Genomic DNA, 12,929 nt, shown 5'->3' with positions numbered 1-12,929 from the left:
TTGTCGCTCTTGTCGGCGCGGGCGGGAAGCCCGCCTGATGTCTGCTTGATGTAATGGATTACATTGCAGCAGCAAGGTCAATCAGGGTCAAGGAGGTGACGAGGGGCTTCGAGGCAGTGAATAGAGGGCGGGAGAACACGAGAATCCCGCCGGCTACGGGCCTCATGGCGTGATGCCCCGTGGCATGAGCGAAGCGTGGCTTAGACTAAAGATGGATGGCTCGAGCCGCTCATGCAGGGGAAACGAGAGGCGCTGGATAGCGCGTTGTTCTGCGCTCTGGTGTAAAGCTTTACATTCTGGCGATGGGCAACTCACAATAATGCGAGCGTGGCGGGGCGGTGCCGGCCACGGCGTTACCGCGGCGGGACGACACGTTATGCTCAGAGCCAAGCAAACTCTCCCCAAGAAAACTCTTTCAAAGCGAACACTCTCCATGCCTACCATCAAGGACGTCGCTTTGGCGGCAGGCTGCTCCACAGCCACCGTGTCGCGGGCGCTGGCCAACCCGGAAAAAGTATCCGAGGCCACCCGACAGCGCGTGGCGCATGCCATTGCCGAAGTGGGTTACGTTCCCAACGTGGCGGCACGCAACCTGCGCCGCGCCGAGTCGCGAACGATCGTCACGCTGCTACCCGACATCTCCAATCCTTTCTTCTCCGAGATCATCAACGGTATGGAGGAAGTGGCTCATCAGGCCGGCTACCAGGTACTGATCGGCGACTGCGAGCGCGACCCGGGCAGGGCCGAGGCCTACTTCAACCTGCTGCCGACCAACCAGGCCGACGGCATCATTCTGCTGACGTCCGACATTCCCCGTGCGCTGGTCAGCCACGCCGACGCCCGCGCGGATGCGCCGCTGGTCATGGCCTGTGAATTCTTCTCCGACGTCGACCTGCCAACCGTCGCCATCGACAATTACCAGGCCTCGGCCCATGCCATCGATTACCTGGCCTCGCTGGGTCATGCGCGCATCGCTTCGGTCTCCGGCCCCGTCGGCAACCCCATCTGCCGCGAGCGCACCCGCGGCTACCACGACGCGCTGGCCGCCCGGGGCCTATCGAATTCGGCACGGGTGGTGGAAGGCGATTTCGGCTTTCGATCGGGCTACCAGCAGGGAATGACCCTGCTCGATGGCATGGAACCACGACCCAGTGCGATCTTCTGTCATAGCGACGAGATGGCCATCGGCGTGCTCAAGGCGGCCCGTCAGCTCGGCATTGGCGTGCCCGAGGAACTTTCGGTAGTAGGTTTCGACAACATCGGCTTCAGCGAATACTGCGAGCCGGAGCTGACGACCGTCAGCCAGCCCCGTCACGAGATCGGCCAGCAAGCGATGCGCATGCTGCTGAGCCTGCTGGCGGGGGAGGCCGTGGTGCGACGGCAGACCCTGAGTACACAGCTCATCGTGCGCAAGAGTACCGGTCGTCCGGCGGCTTGAGCTACTTCCTGGGCTGCTTTGCCAGCCACCTGTCCAGCGCATTGGCGAACTCGCGCCGGTCGGTGTCGCTGTAACCCTTGGGGCCGCCGGTGTGCTCGCCGCTGGAGCGCAGGGTCTCCATGAAATCCCGCATCTGTACCCGTGCGCGAATGTTGTTCTTGTCGAGGATCTCGCCGCGGGTGGTCATCACCGCCGCGCCCTTGTCGACGGCCTCGAGAGCCAGCGGCAGGTCGGAGCTGATCAGCAGGTCGCCCACTTCTATTCGTGCCACGATCTCGTTGTCGGCGGCATCGAAGCCATGGCTCACCGACAGCGACTTGACCCACTTCGAGGGCGGCAGGGGGATCGCATGGTTGGCGACGAACCAGGTCGGCATGTTGGTGCGCTCGGCGGCGCGGACGATGATCTCGCGCGCGACCTTGGGGCAGGCGTCGGCATCGACCCATAGCGTGGGCATTCGGGCAGGCTCCTCGCGGAAGAATTCATGATTGTGTGATCGTAGCGTTGAAAGTACTGGTCATGGAACCAGTATCGATGGTAGCATGCGCGCTCCTCGCATGTGTTGACCCCGCCATCATGACGATTCGCTCCGTACGCCACGCGTACGTGAGGCAATCACCGAGACAGACAGCTAACGCTGCAACGTCCGAGATGTGAAGATGGAGCGCCGCAGGATGCCGCCAACCGGGCGACATCGGCGCAAAAAGGTCGCCACAGCGGTTCCGCCCGATGGCGCGAACCGGATGCCAGGTGCGACCGGCATCCCACGATAACGTGATCCGTTCTGTCCAGGCCCATAAGCCCGTGATGACAGAGCCACCGACCTGCCATGTGTTTGCGTCGGGGATGCCTCAATGTGATTTGCCGGCGAGTGCCGGCCTACCAAGGTGTGATTGATGACCTCGACTTCTGTCGCTTCGCCGAGCTTCGGCGATCTTGCTCTGCTGCCTGCCGTTCTCGCCGCTGTCGAAACACTGGGTTACGAAACTCCATCTCCGATTCAGACACAGACCATTCCGGCACTGCTGGAAGGGCGTGACATGCTGGGCCAGGCCCAGACCGGTACCGGCAAGACCGCGGCATTCGCCTTGCCGCTGCTGTCGCGGCTCGAGCTGACTCGCCGCGAGCCCCAGGTGCTGGTGCTGGCGCCTACCCGTGAACTGGCCCAGCAGGTGGCCGTCTCTTTCAGCAAGTACGGCCAGAACCTGCAGGGTCTGGAAGTCGCCACTCTGTGTGGTGGCCAGGAATATCGTGAACAGCTGGGTGCGCTGAAGCGTGGCGCTCAGGTGGTGGTGGGCACGCCGGGGCGGGTGATCGATCACCTGGATCGCGGCAGCCTCAAGCTCGACGGTCTCTCCGCCCTGGTGCTGGACGAAGCCGACGAAATGCTGCGCATGGGCTTCATCGACGACGTCAAGCGTGTCGTCGCCGATACCCCCAAGGAAGCCCAGCGGGTGTTCTTCTCCGCCACCTTGCCGGCCGAGATCGAGCGCATCGTCAATCGCTACCTGGTCGACCCGGTCAAGGTCGCGATCGAGTCGCGCACCACGACCGGCGAGAACATCGAGCAGCGCCTGGTGCGCGTCGACGGCGGTGCCAAGCTGGAGGCGCTGTCGCGCATCCTGGAAGTCGAGCCGGTGGATGCCGCTATCGTCTTCGTGCGCACTCGTGCCGCCTGTACCACGCTGATGGAACAGCTCTCCGCGCGGGGCGTGAACGTGGCGAGCCTCTCGGGCGACCTCGACCAGAGCCTGCGCGAGCGCACCATTCAGCGCCTCAAGCGCGGCAAGGTCGACGTGCTGATCGCCACCGACGTGGCCGCCCGCGGCCTCGACGTGCCGCGTATCACTCACGTCTTCAACTACGACCTGCCCCAGGATGCCGAGGCCTACACCCACCGCATCGGCCGTACCGGCCGGGCCGGGCGTACCGGTATCTCGATCACCTTCGTCGGCTTCCGCGAAGGCCGCAAGGTGGGCTGGATCGAGCAGGCCACCGGCCAGAAGCTCAGCGAGATGGAAGTGCCCGACGAGGCCGCCATCCGCGCCCATCGTGACGAGGTGTTTCATCAGCGCATCATCGGCAGCCTGACCGGCGGTGCCGACGAGCAGCGCGCACTGGTCGAGCGCCTGGTGGCGGAAGGCCACGATCCAGTGGAGCTGGCCTGTGCCTTTGCTGCCCTGGCACGTGCCGACGAGGCACCCATCGGCCGCCTGCAGGCGCCGCGCAAGGAGCGTGTCGAGCGTGGCGGTGAGCGTGCATCGCGTGACGGCAAGCCGCCGCGTCGCGAGCGTGACAACCGCGGCCCGAGCGAAGGCATGACCCGCTACCGCGTTGCCGTCGGCCACAAGGACGGCGTCAAGCCGGGCCAGCTGGTTGGCGCGTTGGCCAACGAGGGTGGCATCGAAGGTTCGCGGATCGGCCGTATCGATATCCGCAACGCCTTCTCGGTGGTGGAGCTGCCGAGTTCGCTGCCGCCGAGCATCCTGGCCAAGATGGCCCGCGCCCGCGTCGCTGGCCGCCCGCTGGAGATCAGCGAGGATGGCGGTGCCCCCGAGCGCGCCCCGCGCCGTCGCCGCGAAGATGGTGATGCGCCGGTGCGTCGCCGCACCAGCGCCTAAGCGCTTCGTTCGTCGCTAGCGGCGAACGCGAAAGATCAAGGCCCAGACCGGGAAACCGGCCTGGGCTTTTTCATGTCGACTTGCCAATTGCCATACTACCATACTAGTCTGTTCAGAGCGGCGACGCTCGATGAACGAGAACAACGGAGAACGGTGCCCATGACAACTCCCCTGCAGGCCATGTGGCAGGAAGCGCGCAATGACGGCTCGGTCCGCGAGCGGCTCTATCGCGTGCTGCGCCAGTCGATCATCCGCATGGTGCTGGCACCCGGGCAGGCGCTGTCGGAGAAGGAGCTGGCCGATGCCTTCTCCGTGAGCCGTCAGCCGGTTCGCGAGGCCTTCATTCGGCTATCGGAGGCGGGATTGGTCGAGGTGCGTCCGCAGCGCGGCACCTACGTGGTGAGAATTTCCCAGCAGGCCGTGCTCGAAGCCCGCTTCGTGCGCGAGGCGATCGAGGTGGCGGTGGCCAAGGAGGCTGCCACGCTGGGAGTGGCCGAGCGCACCCTGGATGAGCTGCGTGAATTGATCGAGCGCCAGCGGCGCTGCAGCGTTTCCAGCGATTACGACCGCTTCTTCCAGCTCGACGAGGCCTTTCATCGCGCGCTGTCGCTGGGGGTGGGGCATACCGCCGCCTGGCGCGTCACCGAAGAGGTCAAGGCGCAGCTCGACCGGGTGCGCTACCTGAGCATTCCCGATTCGACCCCCATCGCCAAGCTGACCGATCAGCACTCGATGATCGTCGTGGCCATTGGCCGTCGCGATCCCGATGCGGCGAGTCAGGCCATGAGCGTGCACCAGCGCGAGATCCTGCACTCGCTACCGGAGCTCATGCGCCGTTTCCCCGAGATGTTCGACGGTGCGCCCAGCGCTGCCGCCGTCGGCAAATAAGCAGTTTTCACGTAGCAACACGCCAAGCACGAGACGCAACAACCACAACACACGTCAGGAGGCTCACATGAAAATCACCGCACTCGCAGCGGCCATCGCACTGGCCGCCACCGCCAATCTGGCCCACGCGGCCTATCAGTTGAATCTCTCCTCGGCACTCAGCGCTCAGGACCCCATCGTGCAGGCCATGGAGGAGGCCAGCGAGACGATCGCGGAGCGCTCCGATGGCGAGCTCACCGTGCGCGTCTTCCCCAATAGCCAGCTCGGCTCCGACGAAGACGTGGTCGAGCAGATCCGCAGCGGGGCGAACGTCGCGGTGCTGATCGATGCCGGCCGCCTGTCCGAGTACCAGCCGGAGCTGGGTATTCTCAGTGCGCCCTACCTGGTCGAGGACCACACCGACTACGACCGCATCACCTCATCGGAACTCTACCAAGGTTGGGTCGACAGCCTGGCCGAGAGCAGCGGCCTGCGCCTGCTCAACTACAACTGGTTCCAGGGTTCGCGCCACATGCTGACGCAAGAGCTGGTGGAGACGCCCGAGGACCTGAACGGCATACGCGTGCGGACCATCAACTCGCCGGTCTGGCTGCGCACCATCGAATCGATGGGGGCCACGCCCACGCCGCTGCCCTGGTCGGAGGTCTACTCCGCTCTACAGCTCGGCGCGATCGACGGCGCCGAGGCACAGCTCACCGCCGCCGAAGGCCAGAACCTGCACGAGGTGATCACTCATATCGCACTGACCGGCCATATTCACCTGATGACCGGCCTGGCCACGTCCGAACAGTGGTACCAGTCGCTGCCTGAAGAGCTGCGCACCATTCTCGACGAGGAGCTGCGCAAAGCCGGTGAGGCGGCCAGCCAGGCTACCGTCGATGCCCAGGATGCCGTGCGCGAACGCATGGAGGCGGAAGGCGTGACCTTTACCGAGGTGGACGTCGATCTGTTTCGCGAACGGGTATCCGGCGTCTACGAAGAGCTTGGCTACGACCAGTATCGCGATCAATTGACCTCGGGAGAGTAAGCCTGATGGCCCCGCCGCGCATGCGGCGGGGGCCCTGGCTGCATCCTGGTTCGAGGATTTTTCTTATGTGGTACTGGTACGACCGACTCGAGGCGTGGGTCGCCGTAGCGCTGCTGGGCGGCACTTCCCTGACCCTGTTGGTGAGCTCGACGGCACGCGCCATCGGCCAGCCCTTCGCCGGCGGCGCCGAGCTGGCCCAACTGCTGTTCATCTGGACCGCCGTGCTGGGCGCCGACATTACCCTGCGCCGGGGCGGGCAAGTACGTATCGATGCCTTGTCAGTGCGCCTGCCGCTGCCGTTGCAACGCCTGGTCACCGGGCTGTGCCTGGTGCTGATGCTGGGTTTCCTGGTCCTGCTCGTGTGGCATGGCTTTCCACTGGCCCTGTCCAACTGGCAGCGCCCGATGGGCGTAGCCGGGCTGAGCTACGGCTATATCACCATGGCGCTTCCGGTGGGTGCCGCCATGATGATCGTCTCGCTCCTGCGGCGCATCGTGACCAAGGGCATCGTGACGAGCCTGATGCCGGATGACGATGTGGTGGAGGAGACGCTATGACGGCCGCACTCCTGCTGGGCCTGGGCCTGGTGCTGATGGCCATCGGCATGCCCGTGGCCTTCGCCATCGGCATCGCCGGCTTCACCTATTTCTTCCTGCCGGAAACGTTCCTGCCGACCAACATCGGCGCGCAGCGCATCGTCTCGGCGACGCAGTCGTTCCCGCTGCTGGCGGTGCCGCTGTTCATCTTCATCGGTCACCTGATGAACGCCAGCGGTATCACGCCGCGGCTGATTCGCCTTTCCACGCTGCTGGCCGGCTGGCTGAGCGGTGGGCTGGCTCAGGCCAGCATCGTGCTCAGTACGCTGATGGGTGGCGTGTCGGGCTCGGCGGTGGCCGATGCCGCCATGCAGTCGCGGGTGCTGGGGCAGGGCATGATCAAGGAGGGCTACAGCCCGGGATTCTCCGGCGCGGTGCTCTCGATCGGTGGGCTGATCACCGCCACCATTCCGCCCAGCATCGGCCTGATCTTGTACGGCTACCTGGGCGAGGTGTCGATCGGGCGGCTGTTCATCGCCGGCGTGGTGCCCGGCTTCCTGCTGATGGTGGCGCTGATGGTGACCACCTACTTCGTGGCCAAGCGGCGCGGCTACACGCCGATACGTGAAGGGTTGCCTGCCGGTCGCGAAGTCCTCGAGGCCCTGCGCGACAGCATCTGGGCATTGCTGTTTCCGGTGTGGCTGCTGGTGGGCATCCGTTATGGCTTGTTCACGCCCACCGAGGCGGGCGCGTTCGCCGTGGCATACGCGCTGCTGGTGGGCTGCGTCATCCACCGCGAGATGGGGATCCGCGAGGTCCTCACGGCGATGCACGCCAGCGTGCGCGACATCGGCATGATCATGTTGATCATCATGTTCTCGGGAATCATCGGCTACGTGGTCTCCTTCGAGCGGGTGCCGCAGACCATCGCCGAGCTGACGCTGGGCGTGTTTTCCAGCCACGCCACGCTGCTGCTGACGCTGGCCGTGCTGCTGGTGCTGCTCGGCATGCTGCTGGAGGCCACCGTGGTGGTGATGCTGCTGACGCCGATCCTGGTGCCGGTGGTCAAGGCCGCCGGCGTCGACCCGGTGCACTTCGGCCTGCTGATGATGACTCTGGTGACCTTCGGCGGCATGACTCCGCCGGTGGGCATCTCGATGTACACCGTGTGCGGCATCCTGCGCTGCTCCTTCTTCGACTACAGCCGCGAGCTGGTGCCCTTCGCCCTGGCGGTGTTCGTGGTGGTGCTGGCCATCATCTTCTTCCCCGATATCGTGCTGTTTCTGCCCAACCTGCTGATGGGCTGAGCATGGTACAAGCCGACAACGACGGAGCGTGTCATGACCTTCAATGATCGCATCGACTTCATGGGGCCTGACTTCCTGCTCGAGAACGAGCCGGCGCGCCGGCTCTACCATGAGCATGCTGCGGCAATGCCGATCTGCGACTACCACTCGCACCTGAGCCCGGAAGAAATCGCCGGCAACGTGCGCTTCGACAACCTCGCCGAGCTGTGGCTCAAGGGCGATCACTACAAGTGGCGGGCGATGCGCATCGCCGGCATCGACGAACGGCGCATCACCGGCGACGTGGGTGACCGCGAGCGCTTCCAGGCCTGGGCCGAAACGGTGCCGGACTGCCTTGGCAACCCGCTCTATCACTGGACCCACCTGGAGCTGCGCCATCCGCTGGGCATCGAGAACACGCTGCTTTCGCCCGCAACGGCCGAGGAGATCTGGACCACGTCCCGCGAGCGGCTGGCCACGCCGCAGCTGAGCGCCCAAGGCATTCTCGAGCGTTTCAATGTGCGTACCGTTTGCACCACCGACGATCCGGTCGATTCGCTGGAGCTTCATCGCCGCCATGGCGAGAGCGGGGCGGCTCCCTCCATGCTGCCGACCTTCCGCGCCGATGCCGTACTCAAGATCGAGCAGCCCGGCTTCGCCGACTACCTCGGCGAGCTGGAGGCGGCCAGCGGCGTGACGATCCGAGGCTATGACGACCTGCTCGCGGCGCTGTACCAGCGCCTCGAGCACTTCGCCGCCCACGGCTGCTGTCTCTCCGACCACAGCCTGGAGAAGCCGGTGTTCGTCGCGCCGCCGAGCGTGGCCGAGCTCGACCGGATGATCGAGCGCCGCCGCCGTGGCAAGACGCTCAGCGGCGAGGAGAGAGGCAGCTTCACCAGCGCTGTACTGTTGTGGCTGGGGCGCGAGTACGCCCGCCGCGGTTGGGTGATGCAGCTTCATCTGGGCGCGCTGCGTAGCCTGAGCCAGCGCGGCCTGGCCGAGATCGGCGCCAACAGTGGCTTCGACGCCATCGGCGATGTGACCTACGCCGAGTCGCTGGCGGCGATTCTCGATGCGCTCGACCGCGACCGTGCGCTGCCGCGTACCGTGGTCTACAACCTCAACCCCCGCGACAACGAGATGCTGGCTAGCCTGGTCGGCTCGTTTGCCAGCGACGGCATCCCCGGCAAGCTGCAGTTCGGCGCCGCCTGGTGGTTCAACGACCAGCGCGACGGCATCGAGCGCCAGCTCGTCACGCAGATGAACTTCGGCCTGCTGCGCCACTTCGTCGGCATGCTCACCGATTCGCGCAGCCTGCTGTCGTTCTCCCGCCACGACTACTTCCGCCGCATCTTCTGCCAGATGCTCGGTGCTCAGATGCTGCGCGGCGAACTGCCGAACGATCTCGATCGCATCGGCGAGCTGGTGCGGACGGTCTGCTACGACAACGTGCAGCGCTATCTCTTCGAGCGATAGGAGCTCTTCTCCCACATCACTGCGACGGAACCTTCATGAAAATCAGCGACGCCTATGTGATCGTCACCTCGCCGGGGCGCAACTTCGTCACCCTCAAGATCGTCACCGAGTCGGGCACCTACGGCATCGGCGACGCCACCCTGAACGGCAGGGAAATGGCCGTGGTGGCCTACCTCGAGGAGCACGTGATCCCCGCCCTGATCGGGCGCGATGCCAGCCGCATCGAGGATATCTGGCACTACCTCTACCGCGGTGCCTACTGGCGCCGGGGGCCGGTGACCATGGCAGCGGTCTCGGCGGTGGACCTGGCGCTGTGGGACATCAAGGCCAAGGCGGCCGGCATGCCACTCTACCAACTGCTGGGCGGCAAGAGCCGCGAGCGGGTAATGACCTACGCCCACTGCACCGGGCGCGACATCGAGGGTTGCCTCGCCGAGGTCGAGAAACACGTCAAGCTCGGCTATCGAGCGGTGCGCGTGCAGGCCGGGGTGCCCGGCATCCCCACCATCTACGGTGTCGCCAAGCATGAGGGCGAGCGCTACGAGCCGGCGGATGCCGAACTGCCCGCCGAGCACGTGTGGAGCACCGAGAAGTACCTCAACCACGTGCCCAAGCTGTTCGCTGCGGTGCGCGAGCGTTTCGGCGATGAGCTTCACGTGCTGCATGACGTGCACCATCGCCTGACGCCCATCGAGGCGGCACGGCTGGGCAAGGCGGTGGAGCCCTACCACCTGTTCTGGCTCGAGGATTGCGTGCCGGCCGAGAACCAGGAGAGCTTCCGCCTGATTCGCCAGCACACCACCACGCCGCTGGCGGTGGGGGAGGTGTTCAACTCGATCCACGACTACCGCGAGCTGATCGAGAACCAGTGGATCGACTACATCCGTACGCCGCTCTCCCACGGCGGCGGCATCACCCATGTGCGGCGCATCGCCGACCTGGCCGGGCTCTACCACGTGCGCACCGGCTTCCACGGGCCCACGGATCTGTCGCCGGTATGCCTGGGCGCGGCGGTGCATTTCGACACCTGGGTGCCCAACTTCGGCATTCAGGAGCACATGCCCCATACACCGGAGACCGACGCCGTCTTCCCCCACGACTACCGCTTCGAGGATGGCCATTTCCTGGTCGGCGAAGCGCCGGGGCACGGCGTCGACATCGACGAGACCTTGGCCAAGCAATACCCCTACAAGCGCGCCAGCCTGCCGGTCAACCGGCTGGAGGACGGCACCCTGTGGCACTGGTAAGGAGAATGCATCGATGAAAGCCTTTCGGGTCAATGCGCCGCTGGACTACGTCATCGCCGACGTCGAGGTGCCCCGCGCCGCTTCCGGCGAAGTGCTGGTGAAGGTGGCCTTCGCCGGGATCTGCGGTTCCGACATGCACATCATCCACGGCGACAATGCCTTCGTGCGCTTTCCGCGCATTACCGGGCACGAGTTCGCCGGCACCGTCGAGGCGCTCGGTGAGGGCGTCGAGGGCATCGCGATCGGCGACAGGGTGTGCATCGATCCGGTGGTCAGCTGCGGTAAGTGCTATCCGTGTCGTATCGGTCGCCCCAACGTTTGCAGCGCGATGCAGGTGGTTGGTGTGCACCGCGACGGCGGTTTCGAGGAGTGGGTCAACGTGCCGGCGACCAATGTCCATCGCCTGCCTGAAGGCCTCGGGCTGGAAGCCGGTGCCTTGGTGGAGCCTTACTCCATCGCCGCCAACGTGCTGGAGCGGATGCAGCCGCTGCGCGGCGACCGCCTGCTGGTCTATGGCGCCGGAGTGATCGGTCTGACCATCCTGCAGATGGCCCGCGCCCAGGGCATCGAGGACATTACCGTCGTCGACCTGATCGATGAGCGCCTGGCCACGGCCCGCGAACTCGGCGCCACGCGCACCTGGCACGGCAAGGAGGACGTCGAGGCCGCGGCGAGCGAACTGACGGGCGGCGAGGGCATTCCGCTGATCGCCGATGCTGCCTGCGTGCCGGCCCTGTTGCCGCAGATGCTGCGTATCGCCTCGCCGGCAGGTCGCATCGGCCTGCTCGGCTTCAATCCCACTCCCAGCGACCTGGTGCAACTGGAGGTGATCAAGAAGGAGCTGACCCTGGTGGGGTCTCGGCTCAACAACCGCAAGTTTCCGGATGTGCTCGAGCGCATGGCCTCCGGACGTCTCGATCCGCTGGCGCTGGTGAGTCATCGCCTGCCCTTCGACGAGATGCCGGGGGCCATCGACATGCTCGATCATCATCCCGAAAGGGCTCGCAAGGTACTTATCGACATAAGCGCCGATATCGGAACCTGAGCCAGCATGACTCGACAGCCGCATCGCGACGATGCGATGCCCATAACAGCAACAACAGCCAGTTTGGCAAAAACAGGAGTTACGCCATGATCAAACGACTCGTCACCGGCGCCGTCCTAGGAACGGCCATGATCGCAAGCCAGGCCGCGCTGGCCGCCGACTTCACGCTGAAATTCGGCCACCTGGCCAATGAGCAGAACATCTGGCACCAGGCCGCCGTGAAGTTCAAGGAGGAGGTGGAAGCCAACTCCGATGGTCGCATCGAGGTGCAGCTCTATCCCAATGAGCAGCTCGGCGCCGAGATGGACGTCATCAACAGCATTCAGCTCGGCAGTGCCGACATGACCATCACCGGCGAGAGCCTGCAGAACTGGGCGCCCAAGGCCGCCTTGATGGCTGCCCCCTACGCCTTCCGCGATTCCGAGCACCTGCACGCCGCGGTCAGCGGCGAGATTGGCGAGGAGATCGAGGCGCAGATCACCGAGCGCGCCAACCTGGTGCCGCTGGCCTGGTTCGAGCGCGGGCCGCGTCACCTGACCTCCAACGAGCCGATCGAGCATCCCGACGACCTCGATGGCCTCCGCCTGCGTGTGCCCAACGTGCCGCTGTTCGTCGATACCTGGGAGGCGCTGGGTGCGCGACCCACGCCGATGGCCTTCAGCGAGGTGTTCACCTCCCTGCAGCAGAACACCATCCAGGCCCAGGAGAACCCGCTGAGCCTGATCGAGAGCGCCAGCTTCGACGAGGTGCAGGATTACGTGAACCTGACCGGCCACGTGCGCAGCTGGATCTACGTGGTGATCGGCAAAGACAAGCTCGAGAGCATGCCGGAGGACCTGCAGGAGGTGATCTTCGAGGCGGCCGACACCATGCAGGCCCATGAGGCCGACCTCTTCGCCGAGGACGAGGAACGCCTGCGTCAGGAACTCGAGGAGCGCGGCATGGAGTTCGTCGAGGTGGATACCGACGCCTTCGCCGATAAGGCCCGTCCAGCGGTGCTCGAGGCACTCGACGAGGAGCAGCGCGAACTGTTCGAGGCCATCCAGGACCTGTGATGCCACCTGTGGGCGAGCTCGGCCGGGCTCGCCCGCTTCCGTATCAGTGGCCTGCGGGTATCATGAGGAAAGCGTATGGATTCCCATCTCAGGACGGCCGAGCAGGAAGCGCTCGACCAGTTGGACCCACTCTCTTCGGTCCCTACCTTTCAGGGCGTCGTGGGGCGCCTGATTGGCTGGGTCGACACGTTGTTCACCGCTCTCGCCGTGCTGGCACTGGTGGCCATTGCCGGCACGGTACTGCTGCAGATCGCGGCACGCCTCTTCCTTCCGTTCAGCATCTCCTGGACCGAGGAGTTGTCGCGCTACC

Annotated in this window: 11 protein-coding genes and 1 pseudogene; 11 read left to right on the top strand and 1 reads right to left on the bottom strand. The window is 65.2% G+C overall.

All coding sequences use genetic code 11. From position 1 onward, the window contains the following. The first annotated feature begins 433 nt into the window (after positions 1–433). Positions 434–1,438, top strand: coding sequence for a LacI family DNA-binding transcriptional regulator (locus HBJ55_RS11845; RefSeq protein WP_167114771.1), 1,005 nt, complete (start codon positions 434–436; stop codon positions 1,436–1,438). Position 1,439: 1 nt separating this feature from the next. Here HBJ55_RS11845 and HBJ55_RS11840 read toward each other — a convergent pair whose 3' ends face one another. Then, complete coding sequence (locus HBJ55_RS11840; RefSeq protein WP_167114769.1) at positions 1,440–1,895, bottom strand: YaiI/YqxD family protein; 456 nt, start codon at positions 1,893–1,895, stop codon at positions 1,440–1,442. A gap of 439 nt (positions 1,896–2,334) precedes the next feature. Here HBJ55_RS11840 and HBJ55_RS11835 point away from each other — a divergent pair, with 439 nt between their 5' ends. From HBJ55_RS11835 to HBJ55_RS11790, 10 genes and pseudogenes are all read left to right on the top strand, one after another. Next, entirely contained in the window at positions 2,335–4,059 is a 1,725-nt protein-coding gene (locus tag HBJ55_RS11835) for a DEAD/DEAH box helicase (protein ID WP_167114766.1), read from the top strand. Between the two features lie 159 nt (positions 4,060–4,218). Continuing rightward, positions 4,219–4,947, top strand: a complete 729-nt coding sequence (locus HBJ55_RS11830) for a GntR family transcriptional regulator (RefSeq protein ID WP_167114763.1) — start codon at positions 4,219–4,221, stop codon at positions 4,945–4,947. A gap of 67 nt (positions 4,948–5,014) precedes the next feature. Beyond that, positions 5,015–5,974, top strand: a complete 960-nt coding sequence (locus HBJ55_RS11825) for a C4-dicarboxylate TRAP transporter substrate-binding protein (RefSeq protein ID WP_167114760.1) — start codon at positions 5,015–5,017, stop codon at positions 5,972–5,974. A 65-nt stretch (positions 5,975–6,039) separates the two neighbouring features. Beyond that, the gene (locus tag HBJ55_RS11820; protein WP_167114758.1) at positions 6,040–6,531 is read left to right on the top strand and encodes a TRAP transporter small permease; all 492 of its coding nucleotides are present in this window, start codon (positions 6,040–6,042) and stop codon (positions 6,529–6,531) included. Beyond that, complete coding sequence (locus tag HBJ55_RS11815; protein WP_167114755.1) at positions 6,528–7,817, top strand: TRAP transporter large permease; 1,290 nt, start codon at positions 6,528–6,530, stop codon at positions 7,815–7,817. The genes HBJ55_RS11820 and HBJ55_RS11815 overlap by 4 nt, the downstream gene beginning before the upstream one ends. 33 nt (positions 7,818–7,850) lie before the next feature. Beyond that, on the top strand, positions 7,851–9,272 hold the full coding sequence (uxaC, locus tag HBJ55_RS11810; protein WP_167114752.1) for a glucuronate isomerase: 1,422 nt from the start codon (positions 7,851–7,853) through the stop codon (positions 9,270–9,272). A gap of 35 nt (positions 9,273–9,307) precedes the next feature. Further along, positions 9,308–10,519, top strand: coding sequence for a D-mannonate dehydratase ManD (gene manD, locus HBJ55_RS11805; protein ID WP_167114749.1), 1,212 nt, complete (start codon positions 9,308–9,310; stop codon positions 10,517–10,519). A 13-nt stretch (positions 10,520–10,532) separates the two neighbouring features. Then, positions 10,533–11,564: a Zn-dependent oxidoreductase gene (locus HBJ55_RS11800; RefSeq protein WP_167114746.1), complete on the top strand. Its 1,032-nt coding sequence runs from the start codon at positions 10,533–10,535 to the stop codon at positions 11,562–11,564. Positions 11,565–11,650: 86 nt separating this feature from the next. Then, on the top strand, positions 11,651–12,619 hold the full coding sequence (locus HBJ55_RS11795) for a TRAP transporter substrate-binding protein (RefSeq protein WP_167114743.1): 969 nt from the start codon (positions 11,651–11,653) through the stop codon (positions 12,617–12,619). A gap of 75 nt (positions 12,620–12,694) precedes the next feature. Further along, a pseudogene (locus HBJ55_RS11790) lies at positions 12,695–12,929 on the top strand (TRAP transporter small permease); the annotation flags it as partial.

The organism is Billgrantia bachuensis (assembly GCF_011742165.1).
Classification (GTDB): domain Bacteria; phylum Pseudomonadota; class Gammaproteobacteria; order Pseudomonadales; family Halomonadaceae; genus Halomonas; species Halomonas bachuensis.
This window is presented reverse-complemented; position numbering and strand designations above follow the sequence as displayed.

What these genes read in the sequence shown, in the direction of transcription:
- HBJ55_RS11845 (WP_167114771.1), top strand. Translation starts at nt 434, where the DNA reads ATGCCTACCATCAAGGACGTCGCTTTGGCGGCAGGCTGCTCCACAGCC.
- HBJ55_RS11840 (WP_167114769.1), bottom strand. Translation starts at nt 1,895, where the DNA reads ATGCCCACGCTATGGGTCGATGCCGACGCCTGCCCCAAGGTCGCGCGC.
- HBJ55_RS11835 (WP_167114766.1), top strand. Translation starts at nt 2,335, where the DNA reads ATGACCTCGACTTCTGTCGCTTCGCCGAGCTTCGGCGATCTTGCTCTG.
- HBJ55_RS11830 (WP_167114763.1), top strand. Translation starts at nt 4,219, where the DNA reads ATGACAACTCCCCTGCAGGCCATGTGGCAGGAAGCGCGCAATGACGGC.
- HBJ55_RS11825 (WP_167114760.1), top strand. Translation starts at nt 5,015, where the DNA reads ATGAAAATCACCGCACTCGCAGCGGCCATCGCACTGGCCGCCACCGCC.
- HBJ55_RS11820 (WP_167114758.1), top strand. Translation starts at nt 6,040, where the DNA reads ATGTGGTACTGGTACGACCGACTCGAGGCGTGGGTCGCCGTAGCGCTG.
- HBJ55_RS11815 (WP_167114755.1), top strand. Translation starts at nt 6,528, where the DNA reads ATGACGGCCGCACTCCTGCTGGGCCTGGGCCTGGTGCTGATGGCCATC.
- uxaC (WP_167114752.1), top strand. Translation starts at nt 7,851, where the DNA reads ATGACCTTCAATGATCGCATCGACTTCATGGGGCCTGACTTCCTGCTC.
- manD (WP_167114749.1), top strand. Translation starts at nt 9,308, where the DNA reads ATGAAAATCAGCGACGCCTATGTGATCGTCACCTCGCCGGGGCGCAAC.
- HBJ55_RS11800 (WP_167114746.1), top strand. Translation starts at nt 10,533, where the DNA reads ATGAAAGCCTTTCGGGTCAATGCGCCGCTGGACTACGTCATCGCCGAC.
- HBJ55_RS11795 (WP_167114743.1), top strand. Translation starts at nt 11,651, where the DNA reads ATGATCAAACGACTCGTCACCGGCGCCGTCCTAGGAACGGCCATGATC.